An 18684-nucleotide genomic window follows, 5' to 3' on the forward strand; every position below is an offset into this window, starting at 1 on the left:
CGCTGCCGGGTGCCTTGGTTCCGAGTGTCCAGGAAAGTGATGGAACCACCTATGACTTACGTCCCTCTTACCCACTGACCAGTGCGTACGGCGCTCCATGGGGTGCCGTGTGCCGAAGATGTGGGGCAAAACGTACTCCCGGGGACTTGTGGGGGAGTAGGGGGAAGATGTGCGCAAGATAGTGCACCGCCACCTGGGCAAGGTGGTGGCCGGTGCGGCCGTCGCGGTCGCCGGGACCGCCGTGATGGTCGGGATCACCCTGCCGGGCACGGCGGGGGCCGACGAGGCGGGAGGCGCCGGCCAGGGCGGCCGGTCCGCACAGCAGCAGGCGGGCCCGGAACAGGCCGCCGTCAAACCCGGTGTGGTCGAGCAGGCACCGGCCCAGACCGAGCGGGGCACGGGCCGCGACCCGCTGACCGACGACGAGGTGGAGCGCGTCGAGAAGCTCGCCGTGAACCCGCAGCTGTTCAACTCCAGCGAGGACGTCGAGGGCGACCGCGGCCCCGAGCGGCTCGGCGTCGACCTCGCCGAGCCCGAGGACGGCGAGGTGGACGACCCGAACGCACCGCGGCGCGCCGAGGTGTCGTTCTACGACTACCGCGACGACACCCTCGTCACCAGGACCGTCGACCTCGACACCGGCAAGGTCGTGGAGACCGGCACCCAGCACGGCGTCCAGCCGCCGCTGAGCCGGGCCGAGAACGCCGAGGCCGCCGCGCTCCTGATCGCCGACCCGCTGGGCGCGGGCCTGAAGGCGGACTACAAGGACGCGATCGGCAAGGAGCTCACCTCCCCGGACCAGCTGCTGCTCAACGGCGCGGTCTACCGGGCGTCGCCGGGCGCCCAGCCCGCCGTCCTCGACAAGTGCGGCGAGCACCGGTGCGTACGGCTGTTCCCGAAGGCCAAGAACGGGCCGTGGATCGACGCCAGGTCCCTGGTGATCGACCTCAGCGCCCGCAAGGTCGCCCAGCTCGTCCGCGGCTGAACAGCCGTCCTTCCACCTTCGACCTGCTACTCCGGCAAGGGAGTCACCTCTTCATGCGCGTCAACAGAATCGGTCGTGTCCGCAAGGGGGCGGCCGTGGGCCTCTCGCTGGCCGCGCTCGCCGCCGGTGCCACGACGGGCGCGGGACCTGCCGCCGCCCAGCCGAAGGCCGCACCCGCGGCCGCCGCCGACTGCAGCGCCGCCTACCGCATCGAGCAGACGCTCTCCAGCGGCACGACCTGGCGGATGTGCTGGCACTACAACAGCAAGGCCGGGCTCGTCCTGGAGGACATCTCCTACCAGCCCAAGGGCGAGACCAAGCCGATCAAGGTCCTCAACAGCGCCAGGCTCGGCCAGATCGACGTCCCCTACGACGACGGCAGCGTCGAGTACGACGACCTGACGGGCTTCGGGTTCGCGCAGGGCCTGATGAACCTGGCGTCGGGCGAGTGTCCCGGCGGCACCATCAAGACCGTCAAGGTCCCCGACGCCTGGGACCCCGCGCACCCGGACGTCAAGGGCCTGTGCACCACGACCCGCTCCCGCGGCCACGCCTACCGCATGCAGGGCGACTCCGCGAACAAGGTCTTCCAGGCCCAGGGCAAGGACCTGCTCGTCTACACGGTCAACCAGGTCGGCTGGTACGAGTACATGACCGAGTGGCGTTTCCAGGACGACGGCACGATCAACATGAACGTCGGCGCGACCGGCAGCCTCAGCTACGAGGACTACGACGCCGGTGACGGCCGCGGCTGGCCGATCGGCAAGGGCGCCAAGGCCTACGCCACCAGCCACAGCCACAACGTCTTCTGGCGCCTGGACTTCGGCCTCGACGGCTCCTCCAAGACCAAGGTCGAGCAGTACGACTCCAAGGTCACGGCGCCCGCCGCCGGCCAGGAGGCGCCGACCAACAAGACCACCCGCACCAAGGTCACCAAGGAACTCGCGGGCGACACCAAGCCCTACCGCTGGTGGCGCGTGGTCAGCGCGACCGGCAAGAACAAGGACGGGCACGCGCGGTCGTACGAGATCGTGCAGGGGCCCACGACCCGCTACCCGGGACGCAGCTTCACCAAGCACGACATCTTCGTCACCCAGTACAACAAGTGCGAGCAGTACGCCAGCAACAACCCGGGCAACTGTCCCGCCACGGCGGGCAAGTCGGTCGACAAGTGGGTCAACGGACAGACCCTCACCCACCCCGTGGTCTGGATGAACGTGGGCTTCCACCACATCGCCCGGGACGAGGACCAGCAGCCCATGCCGATCCACTGGCAGGGCTTCTCCATCGCCCCGCGTGACGTCACCGCCATGAATCCGCTCACTCCCGCCGAGCTGGCGTCGCAGAACGGACACTGGCAGCCCGGCAGTTGAGAAACGACCTGTCCATCCGGCTGCACCGCCGACCGCTCCCGGAGTACCCTTCCTTGATCGTTGGGACGGGTTGAGCTCGGGGGAGCGGAAGGCGGTGCACGGGTGGGCTCGGGAGGGCTGGAGCTGCCCCCTGGTGACGAGGGTCACGAGGGGAACTCCGCAGACGTCCCGCCCGGCACGGTGTCGCTGGCCCGGCCGATGGACGCGGGTGCCATCGGTCCGGAGCTGGACTGGGACGCCGACGCCTGGCGCGAGGTGCGTACGCGCGCCCAGCGGGCCGGCCGGGCCTACATCTGGCTGAATCTCGTCGAACAGCGGCTGCGCGCCGTCGTGGCGGCCGTGCTGCGCCCCATCTACGAACCCGTGCACGGTGACGAGTGGGTGGTCGCCGCCGCCGGACCCGCCGGCCAGGAGTGGGTGCAGCGCGCCGTCGCCGTCCGCGAAGTGAGCCGCCGCAAGGGCTACTTGCTCGACCCGGCCGACGACAACGTCCTCAGCTTCCTCACGCTGCCGCAGCTGCGCGAGCTGATGGTGCAGCACTGGCCGTGCTTCGCGCCCTACTTCGACGAGCGCCGGGACGTCGAACTCGCCCTGGACGAGCTGGAGGTCACCCGTAACGTCGTCTCGCGCAACCGCGCGCTGTCCGAGGCCGTCCTCGGCCAGGCCGAACGGGCCTCCGCCAAGCTGCTGGAGATGCTCGGCACGGGCAGCGACGTGCCGTCCGCGCGCCGGCTGCCGGTCGACGCGGTCGAGAACCTCGTCGGCGACCGGTACGCGGACGTGGTCGCCGTGCACTCCGACCGGGTCCGGCTCATGCGCCAGTTCCCGGCCGAGGACCTCTTCGCCAGCGCCCGCCGGCTCGACGCGGTCGGTATCGGACTCAACCTGCTCGTGCAGAACTTCTCCGGCAGGCGGCTGGTGCGGCTGGCCGAGTCGGGCTGCCGGGTGCGGCTGCTGTTCCTCAACCCGGCCTCCAGCGCGGTCAAGCGGCGCGAGCGGGAACTCGGCATGAAACGCGGCGAGTTGAGCCGCTCGGTCGAGATGAACATCCTGCACATGCGCCGCGTCCGCTCCCGGCTGCGCGACCCCGGCGCCTTCGAGATCCAGGTCTACGACGAGACGCCCCGCTTCACGGCCTACCTCGTCGACGGCGACGGCTCGGACGGTGTCGCCGTCGTGCAGTCCTATCTGCGGCGGGCGCGCGGCATGGAGGGGCCGGTGCTGGTACTGCGCGGCGGCAGTCGTGTGGTCAAGCCGGGCGACGTGGACGACAGTGGTCTTTTCCCGACGTATCGCGAGGAGTTCGAGGTGGCCTGGGCGGATTCGCGCCCTGTGTCCTGACCCGTTCCGGTTCCGGTCCCGTTTCCCCGTGCCGTTCCCTTCCGTGTTCCCCTGCCCGACTCCCTTGCGCGGGATCGGCGGTGGCAGGCGGCCCGCCGATTGTCAGTGGCCCGTGGGAAGGTGGAGGCCACTGGGGGGAAAGCACCACCGAGAAGGGGGGCCGCCGATGGGCTGGCACCAGGAGCTGCTGGTCGGCTTCGACCTGGAGACCACGGGAACCGATCCGCGCGTGGCCCGGATCGTCACGGCGGCCGTGATCGAGGTCAGGGGCGGACAGCCCATGGGGCACCGCGAATGGCTCGCGGACCCGGGCGTGGAGATCCCGGCGGACGCGGTGGCGGTCCACGGAATCAGCAACGAACGCGCCGCCGGCGAGGGCAGACCGGCCGACCAGGTCGCCGACGCCATCGCGGACGTCCTCGTGGCGTACTGGAAGACGGGCGTCCCGGTCGTCGCCTACAACGCGGCCTTCGACCTGAGCCTGCTCGCCGCCGAACTGCGGCGCCATCACCTGCCGTCCCTGCGTGACCGTCTGGGCGGCGGCCTCGACCCCGCCCCGGTCATCGACCCGTACACCATCGACCGCTGGGCCGACCGCTACCGCCGCGGCAAACGCAACCTGGAGGCGGTCTGCACGGAGTACGGCGTCGCGCTCGACGCCGCCCACGACGCCTCGGCCGACGCCCTCGCCGCCGCCCGGCTGGCCGGCGCGATAGCCGTCCGCCACCCGAAGGTCGCGGCCCTCGGCCCGGCGGAGCTGCACCGCCGCCAGATCGAGTGGTACGCCGAATGGGCGGCGGACTTCCAGGACTTCCTGCGCCGCAAGGGCGACCCGACGGCCGTCGTCGACGGGGTGTGGCCCCTGCGGGAGCCGGCGGACGAGCCGGTCTGACCCGAACGCCGGCCGCCCTCGCGGGTCGCCCGGTGCGGTACGGCCGGCAGGTGCGAGCCGCCCGGCGCTGTACGGCCCGTACGGCCCGTGCGGAGTGACTGCCCGCGGCCCTTCCCTACGCCGGCCGTCCTCGCGGGTCGCCCGGTGCGGTGCGGCCGGCAGGTGCGAGCTGCCCGGCGCTGAACGGCCGGTACGCGCGGGTGGCCCGGCGCCGTGCGGCCCGTACGGGGTGACTGCCCGCGGGCGTACCTCAAGCCGGCCGCCCTCGCGGGTCGCCCGGCGCCGTACGGCCCCACACGGAGTGACCGCTCGCGGGCGTTCGTCAGAACGGGTACCAGCGGACCGTCTCGTCCCCGTGCCGCAGGGATGCCACCCGGCGCTCGAACTCGGCCCGTGCCTTCGGGTTGGCGGGCGCGTGCTGGGCGACCCACGCGCAGCTGGCCGTCTCGCGCGCGCCGCGCAGCACCCGGCAGCCCTCCCATTCGCGCACGTCCCAGCCGTACGCCTCGGTGAAGGAGTCGTAGGCCTCGGCCGGCAGACCGTAGCGGTCCCGGGACAGGGCCATCACCACCAGGTCGTGCTCGCGCAGGTCGGCGGAGAAGGTCTCCAGGTCGACCAGGACCGGCCCGTCCGGACCGACGTGCACATTGCGGGGCAGCGCGTCCCCGTGGATCGGGCCGGGCGCCAGCCGCGGGGTGAGCGCGGCGGCGGCCGCCGCGAAACCGTCGCGGCGCTCGCGCAAATACGCCGCGTCCGCGGGGTCCACGGCGTCGCCGGCGAGCCGCAGCCAGCGCTCCACCCCGCCCAGCAGTTCGCGCGGCGGCAGCGCGAGAGCGTCGGGTGAGGGGGTGGGCAGTGCGTGCACCGACCGCAGCAGTTCGGCCAGATCCCGCGGTCCGGCGGGCCGTACGGCCTCGGGCAGCCGGTGCCACACGGTCACCGGGTGCCCCTCGACCAGGCGCGCCCGGGGGTCGGCCGCCCGCACCGCGGGCACGCCCGCCCCGGCGAGCCACACCGCGACGGCCAGCTCCCGGCGTGCCCGGTCCAGGAGTTCGGCGTCTCTTCCCACCTTCACGACCAGGTCGCCGGCGGCGAAGACCGCGTTCTCGCCCAGGGCGAGCAGCCGCGCCTCACCCGCCGGGCCGGGCAGTACCTCCGCCGCCGCCAGTACGTCCCGCGCCCGCGCCTCGTCCATCGTCCGCCTCTCCGTCCTGTCCGTTCCGTCCGGGTCGGTCCAGTGCCTCTGGTTCGACCGGTGCGTCTGGTCGGTCCGTCGTCCGCCCGGTCCGTCGTCCGCCCGGTCCGCCCGTTCGTCCGGTCCGGTCCGTTCGTCCGGTCCGTCCGCCCGGTCGGACCGTCCGACAGGTCCGGCTTGTCCCGGACCCGGGGTGCCGGGTTTCCGCCATCCGTCGGCCAGTCTGGCATTCGCACAGGTCGGGGCGTACGCACGCTCCCTTGACGAGTCGTCGGGCCTTCACCACCATGACGGGGGCCCGCCGGACAGGGATCGTCACGAGCCGCGCGAAGGAGCACATCACGTGACTTTGGTGACCGCGACGAAGCGGTCGGCGCCCGGTGCGCGGCGCGCCGACGGAGACCGGCGGCCCACCAGCCCCGGGGCCTGGTTCCTGGTGCTGCCCGCGCTGATCCCGATCGTCCTGCTGAGCGTCGGCCCGCTGCTCTACGCGATCGTGCTGGCGTTCACCGACGCCCAGTCCGGGCGCACCGCACCCACCCGGTGGATCGGCGCCCTCAACTTCCAGGACCTGCTGCACGACACGCTGTTCTGGGAGTCGTTCCGGATCGGGCTGGTGTGGGCGGTGGGCGTGACCGTGCCGCAGTTCCTGCTGGCCCTCGGCCTCGCCCTGCTGCTTAACGAGGACCTGCGGATGAGAGGGGTGGCCCGTGCCCTGGCGATCGTTCCGTGGGCGATGCCCGAGGTCGTCGTCGGCATCATGTGGCGCCTCGTCTACGCCCCCGACGCGGGCGTGCTCAACGAGTCGCTCCGCGACCTCGGCCTCGGTGACGGACGGGACTGGCTCAGCGGCCTGTCCACCGCCCTGCCCGCGGTGATCCTGGTCGGTGTCTGGGCGGGCATGCCCCAGACGACGGTGGCGCTGCTCGCCGGGCTGCAGAACACCCCGCGCGAACTGCACGAGGCGGCGGCGATGGACGGCGCGGGCGCCTGGCGCCGGTTCCGCACGGTCACCTGGCCCGCCCTGAGACCGGTCGCCCTGTCGATCACCGCGCTCAATTTCATCTGGAACTTCAACTCGTTCGCTCTGGTGTACGTCCTCACCAGCGGGGGCCCCGGCGGCCGCACCCGGCTGCCGATGCTCTTCGCCTACGAAGAGGCGTTCCGGTACGGCCAGTTCGGGTACGCGGCGGCGATGGGCTGTGTCATGGTCGCGGTCGTCTCGGTGCTGCTCGCCTTCTTCCTGGCCGGCCGGCTCAGGGCGGGTGACGACGCGTGAGGACCAGCGGACGAGCCCGCGCCGGACAGTATCTGGCGCTGCTCGCCTATCTCGTCCTCCTCGCCTTCCCGTTCCTCTGGCTGGTCTCCACCGCCTTCAAGTCGCCGCGTGAACTGGGCAGTCTGCACCCCACCTGGATCCCGCGGCACCCCACCCTCGACAACTTCCGGCAGGCCTTCGACGAACAGCCGCTGCTGCACGCCGCGTTCAACTCCCTGCTCGCGGCGGTCGCGGCCGCCCTGATCGCCGTACTCCTGGCGATCGGGCCGGCGTACGTCATGGCCCGCCGGCGCACCCCGCTCGCACGGGCGGCGACCGGCTGGGTGGTCGTCAGCCAGGCGTTCCCCGTGGTCCTGGTGATCATCCCGCTGTTCCTGGTGCTGAAGACCCTGCGGCTGATCAACTCCCTGCCGGGGCTGGTCGCGGTGTACGTGGTGTGGGCGCTGCCCTTCGCGCTGTGGATGCTCGTGGGATATGTCCGGGCCGTGCCGCCCGAGTTGGAGGAGGCGGCGGCCGTCGACGGGGCCGGGCGGCTGCGGACGCTGGTCTCGGTGACCGCGCCGCTGCTCGCGCCGGGACTGGTGGCGACGGGACTGTTCGCGTTCGTCACCGCGTGGAACGAGTTCTTCTTCGCGCTGGTGCTGCTGAAGACGCCGGAGAAGCAGACCCTGCCGGTCGTCCTCACGCATTTCATCGGTGCGGAGGGCGTCGCGGACCTCGGGCCCCTGGCGGCGGCGGCGTTCCTCGCCACGCTGCCCTCGCTGGTCGTCTTCGCGGTCATCCAGAAGCGGATCACGGGCGGCATGCTCACCGGGGCGGTGAAGAGCTGATGCGCACCAGAACGGGACACCTCGTGGCCCTCGTGCTGGCGCTGCTGCTGGCGGGCTGCACGGGCGGCGGCGGTGACCGCTCCGGTGGCCGGATCACCCTGCGCTTCCAGTCCCTGGCCTGGCAGGAGGAGTCCGTCCGGGCCAACAGGGACCTGGTGGGGGAGTGGAACGCCACCCATTCGGACATCAAGGTCGAGTACGTACAGGGCAGTTGGGACAGTGTGCACGACCAGCTGCTGACCTCCTTCGAGGGCGGTGAGGCGCCGGACATCATCCACGACGCCTCGGACGACCTCGCCGACTTCGCGTACGGCGGCTATCTCGCCGATCTGCGTGAGCTGCTGCCCGCCCGGCTCAAGGCCGACATCCCGCAGCGCAGTTGGCGGACGGCCACCTTCGGCGACGGCGTCTACGGAGTGCCGTTCCTCCAGGAACCGCGCGTCCTGATCGCCAACGCGACCTGGCTGAGGAAGTCCGGTGTACGGATACCCACCCCCGAACGGCCCTGGAGCTGGGCGGAGTTCCGGCAGGTCACCAGGGAGCTGAGCGGCCCGGGCCGGTACGGAGTGGCCTGGCCGCTCAAGGAGCCGGTCTCCGCCACACTCAACCTGTCGCTGTCGGCCGGCGGTCAGCTGTTCCACCGCGGCCCGGACGGCCGGGTCGAGGTCCGTTTCGAGGCGGCCGACGAGGTGGTGCCGCGCACCGTGCGCGACCAGGTCCGCACCGATCACAGCGCGCCCGGATCGACCCTGGGCAGCGGCGGCTCCGACACCCTGCCCGGGTTCTTCGGCGGCCGGTACGCCATGGTCCCGCTCGGGTTCTCCTACCGGCAGCAGATCGCGCAGCAGGCGCCGGAGGGCTTCGACTGGCAGGTGCTGCCCGCCCCGGCCGGAGCCGAGGGGCTGACCCAGGGCGTCAGCCCGCAGACCCTGTCCATCGCCGAGGACAGCCCGCACAAGAAGGCGGCCGCCGCGTTCGTCGACTTCCTGCTGCGGCCCCGCAACATGGTCCGGCTGGCCCTCGGCGACTGGATGCTGCCCACCGGCGCCCGCGCCCTGCGGGACCCGGCCCTGCACACCGCGAAGGACGGCTGGGCCACCGGCACGGCACTCGCCGGCCGGCTGCGGCCGGCGCCCGCGCAGTCCGTCCGCGGCTACCCGGAGTGGAAGGACAAGGTCGCCACACCCGCCTTCCAGGAGTACTACAGCGGAGCCATCGGACTCGACGAGCTGCGCCGACGCCTGGAGAAGGACGGCAACCTGGTACTGGCCCGCTACCAGCGCTGAACACCGGCCCGGAGCACGTCGGACCGGCGACACCGGTGCGACGCCACCCGGCGCCGCCACCCGAGCACGGTCACCGTGCGAGCCTGGCCCGCGCCGGAGCATGGCCCGAGCCGGCACAGCTGAGGGCCCGTCGGCTCCCCCGGAGACCAACGGACCCTCGTTCGGTGGCGGGCCGGATCACTCCGGCCCGCGGGCGGGCTCAGACGCCCAGTCGCTCGCCCTCGTCGTCCCGCACGGCGGGCGCGACGGCCTCCGGCGACTCGTCGTGCGTCAGGTCCGGCAGCCGGTGCAGCCACTTCGGCAGGTACCAGTTGCGCTCACCGAGCAGCGCCATCACCGCCGGCAGCAGCACACCCCGGATGATCGTCGCGTCGATGAGCACCGCGGCCGCGAGACCCACGCCCATCTGCTTCATGGACTGCATCGACAGCGTCCCGAAGATCGCGAACACGGCGACCATGATGACCGCGGCGCTGGTGACGACACCGGCCGTGGTGACCACGCCGTGCCGGATCGCGTCGTTGGTGGTCCGGCCCCGCAGACGCGCCTCGCGGATACGGGAGACCACGAACACGTGGTAGTCCATCGACAGGCCGAACAGGATCACGAAGAGGAACAGCGGCAGCCAGGTGATGATGGCGCCGACGCCCTCCGCGCCCACCAGGGAAGCGCCCCAGCCGTGCTGGAAGACCGCGACGAGGATGCCGTAGGCCGCGCCCACCGACAGCAGGTTCAGCACGATCGACGTGATCGCGATCGTCAGCGAGCGGAACGACAGCAGCATCAGCAGGAAGGCGAAGACCACGACGAACGCGAACACCGGGACGACCGCACCGGCCAGCTGGTCGTTGAAGTCGTGCGAACCGGCGACCTGTCCGGAGATGGGTGCCTGGACGCCGTCGACCTTGCCGAGAGTGGCCGGCCGTACCTCGTCGCGCAGCTTCTCCAGGCTGGCGCCCGCCTTGTCCAGGTCGGAGCCGCCGACCAGCGGGACGTACACGAAGGCGATGTTCTGGGCGTTGTGCAGTTTGATCTCGACCGGTCCGCGCGAGGCGCCCGAACTGACGGCCCGTTCCCGGAAGTCGGCGAGCGCGGACTTCACCTCGGGCGCGTTGATGTCCTTCGCCTTGACGATCACCTCGGCCGGCTCGGAGCCGCCGGGGAAGGCGTCGTTGACCCGGTTGTAGGTGCCCACGATGGGCAGCGAGTTGCCGAACTCCTGGTCCAGCGTGAGGTTCTGGGTCTTCATGCCGACCGCGGGAGCGGCGATCGCCAGCAGCGCGCCGGCCGCCACCACGACACAGACCAGGGGCTTGGCGAGCACGCCCTTGAGGACGGCCGTCCAGAACCGGCTGTCGCGGGTGGCCCTGCGGCGCTTGAGGAACGGAAGACGGCCCCGCTCGACCCGCTCGCCCAGCAGGGAGAGCAGCGCCGGAAGCACGGTCACCGACCCGACCATGGCGACGGCCACGACCATCAGGGAGGCCAGGCCCATCGCCTCGAACTCGGCGAGTCCGGTGAACAGCATGCCCGCCATCGCCACGCACACCGTGACACCGGAGACGACGATCGCGCGGCCGCTGGTGGCGGCGGCGATCCGCAGCGCCGTCTGCGCGTCCCGGCCGGCCTCGCGCTCCTCGCGCTCACGGCGGAGGTAGAACAGGCAGTAGTCGACGCCGACGGCCAGACCGACCAGCAGCATCACCGAGTTCGCGGTGTCGCTCATCGGCATCACATGGCTGACGACGCCCATCAGACCCATCGTCGCCATGATCGCGGTGACCGCCAGGGCCACCGGCAGCAGCGCCGCGACCAGCGCGCCGAAGGCGATGAGGAGAATGCCGAGGGCCACCGGTACGGCGGACAGCTCGGCCTTCTGGAAGTCGTCCCCGAACGCGTCGTCGAACGTCTTCATCATGCTGGCGCCGCCGATCTCCTCGATCCGCAGCGACCCGTGCGCCTTCTGCACCCCCTCGACGGCCTTCAGCACCGGCTCGACCCGCTCGCCCGCGGTGTCGGCGTCGCCGCGCATGTCGAACTGCACCAGCGCGCTGCGGCCGTCCTTCGAGATCGTCCTGGTGTCGTAGGGCGAGGTCACGTCCGTGGCCTTGCCCGTCCCCTCGACCGCACGGACGACCGCGGTGACCGCGGACCTGAACTCGGCGTCGGTGGACGTGACGCCCGCGGTCCTCGCCTGGACGAGCACCGTCTCACTGGCCGGCTCGTCGATGCCCGCGTCCTCGATGATCTTGGCCGCGGTGTGCGTCTCGCCCTTGAGCTGGTCGCTGTCCTTGACGTCGACCCGGCCCGCCGCCGAACCGAGCCCCATCGCCAGGACGACGAACAGCACCCAGATGCCGACCGCCGCCCAGCGGTGCCGGGCGCTCCAGCCGCCGGCTCGGGCCGCGATGCCCCGTACCCGCGTATTGCCGTTCCCCATGACGGGCCTGCCCCCTCGTGTGTCGTGGCAGCTCCCTGCCGCCACCTCCACTTCGAAGGTATGGGCCTGATAAAGCCTTCTCCTCCTGCTGCCCGACGACCTGCCCGGGCCCCGGGTCATCCCCCCGGGCCCCGTTCCCTCACCACTGGGGAGGACCCTGACCCCTTACATCTATCCGGCCGCCTCGGGGACGGTGATCAGGGTGTCCACTCCCGCGCTCCGGGCCCGGCCGCTCTAAGGTGAGCGGATGACGACGACGTACGCGGCCCTGCTGCGCGGGATCAACGTGGGCGGCAACAAGAAGCTCCCGATGGCCGAACTGCGCGCGGTCCTGGAAGCCCTCGGACACGGCGGGGTGGGCACCTACCTGCAGAGCGGGCAGGCCGTGTTCACCAGCGACCACGGCGACGAGGACTCGCACGCCGGTGCCCTCCGGGAGGCGATCGAGAAGCGCTTCGGGTTCACCGTCGACGTCATCGTGCGCGACCACGCCTATCTGCGGGCGATCGCCGACGACTGTCCCTTCCCGGCCGCCGACCTGGAGCCGAAACAGCTCCACGTCACCTACTTCTCCGAGCCCGTCGGCCCCGAGCGGTTCGCCGGCGTCGACCGGGCCGCCCACCTCCCGGAGGACTTCCGGCTCGGCGACCGCGCGCTGTACCTCTACGCCCCCGACGGCCTCGGCCGCTCCAAACTCGCCGAGCAGCTCGCCAAGCCCCGGATCACCAAGGGGCTGATCGCCACCAGCCGCAACTGGAACACCGTCCTGAAACTCGTGGAGCTGACCCGGCCCGTCTGACGGCCGGACACCCGCCTGTGAAAGGCTCCCGGCATGCGCTACATCATCATCGGGGCCGGGGCGGTGGGCGGCACCGTCGGCGGACGGCTCGCGGGTTCGGGTCACGAGGTCGTCCTCGTCGCGCGCGGCGCGCAGTACGCGGCACTGCGCGACGGCGGACTGCGACTGACCGTGCCGGACGGGGAGTTCACCCACCACCTGCCGACGGTCGACGGACCGGGCCCGCTCGGGCCGCTGCGCGAGGACGACGTCCTGGTCCTCACCGTCAAGACGCAGGACAGCGAGGCCGCCCTCCAGGCGTGGGGGCCCGCGCCGGTCGAGGGCGGAGGCACGGCCGCCGAGCGGCTGCCGCTGCTGTGCGCGCAGAACGGAGTGGAGAGCCAGCGCCTGGCGCTGCGCCGCTTCCGTCGGGTGTACGGCGTCTGCGTGTGGCTGCCCGCCACCCACCTCGAACCCGGCGCCGTCAGCGCCGCGGGCAGCCCCCTCACCGGCATCCTGCACCTCGGCCGCCACCCCGGCGGCACCGACGACACCGCCCGGCGGATCGCCGCCGACCTGGAGAGGTCGAGGTTCGAGGCGCCGGTCGTGCCGGACGTGTCGCGCTGGCAGTACGCCAAGCTGCTGTCCAACCTGGCCAACGCCGTCGAGGCGCTGACCGGGCCGGCGCAGGGCCCGGAGGCGGCGCAACTGACCGCGCGGGTACGGGCGGAGGGCGAGGCCGTGCTCGACGCGGCAGGGATCGCGTACGCGAGCGTCGAGGAGCAGCGGGCGGCCCGCGGGGACAGGGTCACCCTGGTCCCGCTGAACGGCCGGGCACGCGGCGGGGGTTCCTCCTGGCAGTCCCTCACCCGGGGCACCGGCACGATCGAGGCCGACCACCTCAACGGCGAGATCGTGCTCCTGGGGCGCCTGCACGGCGTACCGACCCCGCTCAACGAGCTGTTGCAGCGACTCGCGAACACCTTCGCGCGGGAGCGCAGGGCGGCCGGCTCGATGCCGCTGGACGAACTGCTCGCATTGGCCGACGAGGCTGCCCTGCCCGGTCAGAAGTCCTGAGCGGGCTCTCTCCCGCGAGGGTCTCGGGAGACGCGGAACCCTACGCGCCGACCGCCGCGAGCGCCGGCATCCGCGCCTCGTCGTACCGCTGGAGCAGTACCCGCGCCACTTCCGGGGCTGCGCCGAGGACATCCGCGATCACGTCCGCTCCGGCCGCACCGCGGGCGATGCGGTCCGGGAGGAAACCGGGCGCCAGGACGTACGGAGCGACGGCGACCCGTTCGCAGCCCAGCTCGCGCAGTTCCCGCACCGCGTCCTCGGTGCGGGGCAGCGCCGCCGAGGCGAACGCGGGCCGTACGGCACGCCAGCCGGTGCGGCGCCACTCCCGCGCGATCGACGCGATCACGGCGATGGCCTCCGGGTCGGTGGACCCCGCCGAGGCCAGCACGACCCCGGTCGCCGAGCGGTCGGCGTACGTCGACCCGGCCTCGCGCAGCCGGCGTTCCAGCGTCGACAGCAGCAGCGGCGACGGGCCGAGCACCTCCGCCTGCCGGACCCGCAGCCGCGGCGGCGCGTCCCGCAGTACGGCCGGGATGTCCGCCTTGGCGTGGAACGCGCGGGTCAGCAGCAGCGGAAGGGCCACCACGTCCCGCACGCCCTCCGCCGCCAGCGACTCCAACACCCCCTGCACCGAGGGAATGGTGAAGTCCAGGAAGCCGGTCTCCACGCGCAGCCCGGGCCGCAGCGACCGTACCCGCCGTACCAGGGCGTGCACGGTCGCGGCGTGCCGCGGGTCGCGGCTGCCGTGGGCGACGACCACGAGGACGGGACGGACCGGCTTGTCGTTCATGTCAGTTCAGCTCTTCACCAGCAGACCGCGGCCGCGCAGCACCCGCCGCTCCAGCGGACTGAAGATCAGCAGGTCGATGGCGATACCGACGAACAGGATCAGGAAGATGGCCTCGAACACCATGGGCATCGAGCTGGCGTTGCGGCCGTTCTCCAGCAACGCGCCCAGACCGATGCCGAGGTCGGGCGAGGAGGCGATGATCTCCGCCGCCATCAGCGAGCGCCAGGAGAACGCCCAGCCCTGCTTCAGACCGGCCAGATAGCCCGGCAGCGCTGCAGGCATGACGATGTGCCAGGCGCCCTTCAGGCCGGTCGCGCCCATCGTGCGGCCCGCCCGCAGATACAGCGGCGGCACCTGGTCGATGCCGGAGACGAGCCCGTTGGCGATGGAGGGGACCGCGCCGAGCAGGATCACCGCGTACATCATCGAGTTGTTCAGGCCCAGCCAGATCACGGCCGGCGGCACCCACGCCACCGACGGCAGCGACTGGAGGCCGGACAGGACCGGGCCGATGGCCGCGCGGACGAACCTCACCCGCGCCACCAGCAGTCCGAGCGGCGTGCCGATGGCCAGCGCGAACAGGAAGCCGAGCAGACCGCGCGAGATGCTGGTCCAGATGTAGCCGAGGAGCTTGCCCTCCAGCCAGGCGTCCTTGAACTCGCCGCCCACGTCCGCCGGCGAGGGCAGCTTGGAGGGATCGTCGACGATCTTGAACGAGATCAGCGCCTGCCAGACGACCAGCACGACGACGACCGCGACGATCGGCGGAAAGATCTTCTCGCGGAAGGTCTGCCGGAAGGGGGTCCGGCCCGACGCCGAGCTCTCCAGCGCGTCGAGGCCCGCCTCCAGGCCACCGAGGGCCGCGCCGTCCTTGACGGGAGTGGACGCCGGTGAGTCGGTGGTCTCAGTGCTGGCCATGTCGGCGGATCTCCCCACGCAGTTCTTCGGTGATCTCCAGGGACAGTTCGGCGACGGGCGCGTCCTCGATACGGCGGGGCTGCGGAATGTCCACCGCCCACTCGCGTGCCACCCGGCCCGGCCGCGACGACAGCAGCACGACCCGCTGCGCGAGACGCACCGCCTCGCGCACGTTGTGCGTGACGAACAGGACGGACACGCCGGTCTCCGTCCAGATCCGGGTCAACTCGTCGTGCAGCACGTCCCGGGTGATGGCGTCCAGCGCCGCGAACGGCTCGTCCATCAGCAGCAGCCGGCTGTCCTGCGCGAGGGCCCGCGCGAGCGCCACCCGCTGCCGCATCCCGCCGGACAGCTCGTGCACCCGCTTGCCGTACGAGCCCTTGAGCCGGACGAGTTCGAGCAGCTCCTCGGCCCGGCCGCGCCGCTCGTTCTTCGCCACCCCGCCCAGCCGCAGGGCGAGTTCGATGTTCCTGCCCGCGGTCAGCCACGGGAAGAGGGCGTGCTCCTGGAACATCAGCGCGGGACGCCCGTGGGTCGTGATGCTGCCCGAGGACGGGTCGTCCAGACCCGCCACCAGGTTCAGCAGGGTGGACTTGCCGCAGCCCGAGGCCCCCAGGAGGGTGACGAACTCGCCGGGTGCCACGTCCAGCGTGATGTCGTCGAGGACGAGCTGCTGTCCGGCCGGCCCGCCGAAGGACTTCGAGACGTGCTCGATACGGGCCGCATGCTCCACCGACGTGATGTCGTCGGCCTTGGCAAAGGTTGTCGCCATGGTCGTCACCTCCTGGGAACTCATCGGGGTCCGGGCTTACTTGACGCCGAGACCGGCGTCGTCCACCGGGCTCTCGCCCGCGGCCTTCAGCACCTTGTTCAGGAGCGTGAGGTCATAGATGCCGTCCAGCTTCGGGTTCTCCAGCAGACCGGCCTTGACCGCGTGCTCCGCCTCGGTGTTGAGGGTGGAGGCCAGCGGGTCGTTGGTGATCTGGATGGACTTCCACGCCGGGTCCAGGACCTCCGCCGGCAGCGCCTTGCCGGAGTCCGTCTCCAGCTGCTTGTTCGCCGCGGCCTTCGCCTCGTCCGGGTTGGCGCTGATCCACTTGTTGGTCTCGACGGACGCCTTCAGCACCGCCTCGACGGCCTTCGGGTGCGCCGCGAGGAACTTCTGCGACACGATGATGTTCGTGATCACGAACTTCTTGTCCGGCCACAGGTCGGCCTCGTCGAGCAGCACCTTCGCACCCTCGGCGACCAGCTTGGAGGCGGTCGGCTCCGGCACCCAGGCGCCGTCGATGGAGCCCGACTTGTAGGCGTCCGGGGTCACCTTGTTGTCGGTGCGGACGACCGAGACGTCACCCTTGCCGCTCTCCGCGTCGACCTTCCAGCCCTGCTCCGCGATCCAGTTGAGGAACGCCACGTCCTGCGTGTTGCCCAGCTGCGGGGTGGCGATCTTCTTGCCCTTGACGTCCTTCAGGGACTTGATCTTCTTCGGGTCGACCACGAGCTTCACGCCGCCGGAGGCCGAGCCGCCGATGATGCGCAGGTTCTTGCCGCCGGACTTGGTGTAGCCGTTGATCGAGGGGGAGGGGCCGATCCATCCGATGTCGATGGAGCCGGAGTTCAGCGCCTCGATCTCGGAGGGGCCGGCGTTGAAGATCTGGTACTTCGCGGCGGTGGCGCCGAGCTCCTTCTGGAAGAAGCCCTTCTGGTTGCCGACCAGCGCTGTGGCGTGGGTCAGGTTGCCGAAGTAGCCGATCTTCACGGAGTCGAGGCCGTCGATCTTCTTGGACCCGGCGGCGACCTTGGCGTTGGAGTCGGTGTCCTTGGAGTCCGACCCGTAGCCGCAGGCGGCGAGTGTCAGAAGGGGGAGTGCGGCGACCACGGCGAGGCCACGGCGAAGGTATGAGGAGCGGTTGGCAGGCACGGGAGGTGTTCCTCTCGTTGGCCCGGCGGTCACGGTGTTTCAGGTCGTGGCCGGGAGGTCGGCAGGTCTTCGTCGTGTCCGAGACGTCGGGTGGGGGGACAGGGCGCGCAGGCGGTGCGCGTACGTCATCGCGCACATCGCGCGACTCCGCCCTGTCCGCTGCCGAGGGCGCCGCTGCCGACGCGGCCGCCCTCCTTCGCGAACGTGGAGTAGAAGTCCCGGGAGGTCATGTCAGAAGTCCCACCCGTCGTCCTCGGAGTCGTCCTTGACGGGCTCGGGGGACGCGAACGACTCGCCGACCATGCCCGCGGTCAGCGTGGTGCCGTCGCTGGGGTCGATGAGGATGAACGAGCCGGTGCGGCGCGAGTCGGCGTAGGAGTCGACCGGCAGCGGCTCGGCGGTGCGGATCTTCACCCGGCCGATGTCGTTGGCGACGAGCTGCCCCGGATGCGGGTGCAGGGACAGGTCGTCGAGCGTGAGCCGGGACGGGATGTCCTTGACGATCGCCTTCACCGTGCGGGTGCCGTGCTTGAGGAGCACCCGGTGGCCGACGGTGAGCGGCGCGTCGGCGACGTGGCAGACGGTCGCCTCGACGTCCTGCGTGGTCGGCGGCGCGTCCTTGCTGGGCACGATCAGGTCGCCGCGGGAGATGTCGATGTCGCTTTCCAGCAGCACGGTGACGGACTGCGTGGTCCAGGCGACGTCGACGGGCTCGCCGAGCAGGTCGATCGCGGAGATCCTGGAGGTGCGGCCCGAGGGCAGCACGGTGACCGCCTCGCCGACGCGGAACGAGCCGGCCGCGATCTGGCCCGCGTAGCCCCGGTAGTCCGGGTGCTCGGCGGTCTGCGGCCGGATCACGTACTGCACGGGCAGCCGGGCGTGGCAGTGCGCCAGGTCGTGGGTGACCGGCACCGACTCCAGGTGTTCCAGGAAGGTCGGTCCGCCGTACCAGTCCATGTTCGCGGACGGCTCCACCACGTTGTCGCCGGCCAGCGCCGAGATGGGGATCGCGGTGACCTCGGGGACGCCGAGCTCGGTCGCGTACGCCGTGAACTCCTCGGCGATCGCGGCGAACACCGGCTCCCGGTACTCGACGAGGTCCATCTTGTTGACGGCGAGGACCACGTGCGGCACCCGCAGCAGGGCGGCGATCGCGGCGTGCCGGCGGGTCTGCTCGACGACGCCGTTGCGGGCGTCGACCAGGACCACCGTCAGCTCGGCCGTGGAGGCACCCGTCACCATGTTGCGGGTGTACTGCACGTGGCCGGGCGTGTCGGCGAGGATGAACCGGCGGCGCGGGGTGGCGAAGTAGCGGTAGGCGACGTCGATGGTGATGCCCTGCTCGCGCTCGGCCCGCAGGCCGTCGGTGAGCAGCGCGAGGTCGGGACCATCCTGGCCGCGGCTCGCCGAGACGCGCTCCACGGCCTCCAGCTGGTCGGTGAGGACCGACTTGGAGTCGTGCAGCAGGCGGCCCACCAGGGTGGACTTGCCGTCGTCGACGGACCCGGCGGTGGCGAACCGCAGCAGGGTGGTCTCCGTCAGCTGCCAGGCCGGCAGGGGCTCGGTGGTGCTGGTCATG

General features: G+C 71.6%; 16 protein-coding genes. 9 read left to right on the forward strand and 7 right to left on the reverse strand.

Going from position 1 to position 18684, the window contains the following annotated elements:
* Positions 1-169: 169 nt before the first annotated feature.
* The 4 genes from ABZT03_RS09125 (at position 170) to ABZT03_RS09140 (ending at position 4591) form a co-directional block, all read left to right on the forward strand.
* The gene (locus ABZT03_RS09125; protein ID WP_356035650.1) at positions 170-985 is read left to right on the forward strand and encodes a Tat pathway signal sequence domain protein; all 816 of its coding nucleotides are present in this window, start codon (positions 170-172) and stop codon (positions 983-985) included.
* Positions 986-1038: 53 nt separating this feature from the next.
* The gene (locus ABZT03_RS09130) at positions 1039-2358 is read left to right on the forward strand and encodes a copper amine oxidase (protein WP_356035652.1); all 1320 of its coding nucleotides are present in this window, start codon (positions 1039-1041) and stop codon (positions 2356-2358) included.
* Between the two features lie 102 nt (positions 2359-2460).
* Positions 2461-3699, forward strand: a complete 1239-nt coding sequence (locus ABZT03_RS09135; protein WP_356035654.1) for an SAV2148 family HEPN domain-containing protein — start codon at positions 2461-2463, stop codon at positions 3697-3699.
* A gap of 166 nt (positions 3700-3865) precedes the next feature.
* Positions 3866-4591: a 3'-5' exonuclease gene (locus ABZT03_RS09140; RefSeq protein ID WP_356035656.1), complete on the forward strand. Its 726-nt coding sequence runs from the start codon at positions 3866-3868 to the stop codon at positions 4589-4591.
* A gap of 322 nt (positions 4592-4913) precedes the next feature.
* On the opposite strand, the gene ABZT03_RS09145 is transcribed toward ABZT03_RS09140, so the two are convergent.
* A complete protein-coding gene (locus ABZT03_RS09145; RefSeq protein ID WP_356035658.1) occupies positions 4914-5786 on the reverse strand; it encodes an aminoglycoside phosphotransferase family protein in 873 nt (290 codons plus the stop codon).
* Between the two features lie 343 nt (positions 5787-6129).
* Here ABZT03_RS09145 and ABZT03_RS09150 point away from each other — a divergent pair, with 343 nt between their 5' ends.
* From ABZT03_RS09150 to ABZT03_RS09160, 3 genes are read left to right on the forward strand one after another with little or no spacing between them, the layout of a single operon-like run.
* Positions 6130-7065, forward strand: coding sequence for a sugar ABC transporter permease (locus ABZT03_RS09150; RefSeq protein WP_356035660.1), 936 nt, complete (start codon positions 6130-6132; stop codon positions 7063-7065).
* Positions 7062-7895 (forward strand): carbohydrate ABC transporter permease, encoded by an 834-nt coding sequence (locus ABZT03_RS09155; RefSeq protein WP_356035662.1) that lies wholly within the window; start codon positions 7062-7064, stop codon positions 7893-7895. The genes ABZT03_RS09150 and ABZT03_RS09155 overlap by 4 nt, the downstream gene beginning before the upstream one ends.
* A complete protein-coding gene (locus ABZT03_RS09160; RefSeq protein WP_356035664.1) occupies positions 7895-9181 on the forward strand; it encodes an extracellular solute-binding protein in 1287 nt (428 codons plus the stop codon). Before ABZT03_RS09155 ends, ABZT03_RS09160 begins: the two co-directional genes overlap by 1 nt.
* A gap of 199 nt (positions 9182-9380) precedes the next feature.
* Here ABZT03_RS09160 and ABZT03_RS09165 read toward each other — a convergent pair whose 3' ends face one another.
* A complete protein-coding gene (locus ABZT03_RS09165; RefSeq protein ID WP_356035666.1) occupies positions 9381-11621 on the reverse strand; it encodes an MMPL family transporter in 2241 nt (746 codons plus the stop codon).
* A 247-nt stretch (positions 11622-11868) separates the two neighbouring features.
* Here ABZT03_RS09165 and ABZT03_RS09170 point away from each other — a divergent pair, with 247 nt between their 5' ends.
* Entirely contained in the window at positions 11869-12420 is a 552-nt protein-coding gene (locus ABZT03_RS09170; RefSeq protein WP_356035668.1) for a DUF1697 domain-containing protein, read from the forward strand.
* A gap of 33 nt (positions 12421-12453) precedes the next feature.
* The gene (locus tag ABZT03_RS09175; RefSeq protein ID WP_356035670.1) at positions 12454-13476 is read left to right on the forward strand and encodes a 2-dehydropantoate 2-reductase; all 1023 of its coding nucleotides are present in this window, start codon (positions 12454-12456) and stop codon (positions 13474-13476) included.
* 40 nt (positions 13477-13516) lie between these two features.
* On the opposite strand, the gene ABZT03_RS09180 is transcribed toward ABZT03_RS09175, so the two are convergent.
* The 5 genes from ABZT03_RS09180 to ABZT03_RS09200 all read right to left on the reverse strand — a co-directional run bounded on the left by ABZT03_RS09180 (position 13517) and on the right by ABZT03_RS09200 (position 18683).
* Entirely contained in the window at positions 13517-14266 is a 750-nt protein-coding gene (locus tag ABZT03_RS09180) for a sirohydrochlorin chelatase (RefSeq protein WP_356035673.1), read from the reverse strand.
* Between the two features lie 6 nt (positions 14267-14272).
* Positions 14273-15184: an ABC transporter permease gene (locus tag ABZT03_RS09185; RefSeq protein ID WP_356035675.1), complete on the reverse strand. Its 912-nt coding sequence runs from the start codon at positions 15182-15184 to the stop codon at positions 14273-14275.
* Positions 15171-15980 (reverse strand): ABC transporter ATP-binding protein, encoded by an 810-nt coding sequence (locus ABZT03_RS09190; protein ID WP_356035677.1) that lies wholly within the window; start codon positions 15978-15980, stop codon positions 15171-15173. The genes ABZT03_RS09185 and ABZT03_RS09190 overlap by 14 nt, the downstream gene beginning before the upstream one ends.
* 12 nt (positions 15981-15992) lie before the next feature.
* Positions 15993-17105: an aliphatic sulfonate ABC transporter substrate-binding protein gene (locus ABZT03_RS09195; RefSeq protein WP_356035679.1), complete on the reverse strand. Its 1113-nt coding sequence runs from the start codon at positions 17103-17105 to the stop codon at positions 15993-15995.
* Between the two features lie 231 nt (positions 17106-17336).
* Positions 17337-18683 (reverse strand): GTP-binding protein, encoded by a 1347-nt coding sequence (locus tag ABZT03_RS09200; protein WP_356035681.1) that lies wholly within the window; start codon positions 18681-18683, stop codon positions 17337-17339.
* Position 18684: the final 1 nt, after the last annotated feature.

This window comes from Streptomyces sp. NPDC005574 (assembly GCF_040605435.1).
Lineage (GTDB): Bacteria > Actinomycetota > Actinomycetes > Streptomycetales > Streptomycetaceae > Streptomyces.

Bases quoted from the DNA above. Each gene is read 5' to 3' on its own strand.
- ABZT03_RS09130 (WP_356035652.1), top strand. From the start codon at position 1,039: ATGCGCGTCAACAGAATCGGTCGTGTCCGCAAGGGGGCGGCCGTGGGC.
- ABZT03_RS09140 (WP_356035656.1), top strand. From the start codon at position 3,866: ATGGGCTGGCACCAGGAGCTGCTGGTCGGCTTCGACCTGGAGACCACG.
- ABZT03_RS09145 (WP_356035658.1), bottom strand. From the start codon at position 5,786: ATGGACGAGGCGCGGGCGCGGGACGTACTGGCGGCGGCGGAGGTACTG.
- ABZT03_RS09160 (WP_356035664.1), top strand. From the start codon at position 7,895: ATGCGCACCAGAACGGGACACCTCGTGGCCCTCGTGCTGGCGCTGCTG.
- ABZT03_RS09165 (WP_356035666.1), bottom strand. From the start codon at position 11,621: ATGGGGAACGGCAATACGCGGGTACGGGGCATCGCGGCCCGAGCCGGC.
- ABZT03_RS09170 (WP_356035668.1), top strand. From the start codon at position 11,869: ATGACGACGACGTACGCGGCCCTGCTGCGCGGGATCAACGTGGGCGGC.
- ABZT03_RS09175 (WP_356035670.1), top strand. From the start codon at position 12,454: ATGCGCTACATCATCATCGGGGCCGGGGCGGTGGGCGGCACCGTCGGC.
- ABZT03_RS09180 (WP_356035673.1), bottom strand. From the start codon at position 14,266: ATGAACGACAAGCCGGTCCGTCCCGTCCTCGTGGTCGTCGCCCACGGC.
- ABZT03_RS09185 (WP_356035675.1), bottom strand. From the start codon at position 15,184: ATGGCCAGCACTGAGACCACCGACTCACCGGCGTCCACTCCCGTCAAG.
- ABZT03_RS09190 (WP_356035677.1), bottom strand. From the start codon at position 15,980: ATGAGTTCCCAGGAGGTGACGACCATGGCGACAACCTTTGCCAAGGCC.
- ABZT03_RS09200 (WP_356035681.1), bottom strand. From the start codon at position 18,683: ATGACCAGCACCACCGAGCCCCTGCCGGCCTGGCAGCTGACGGAGACC.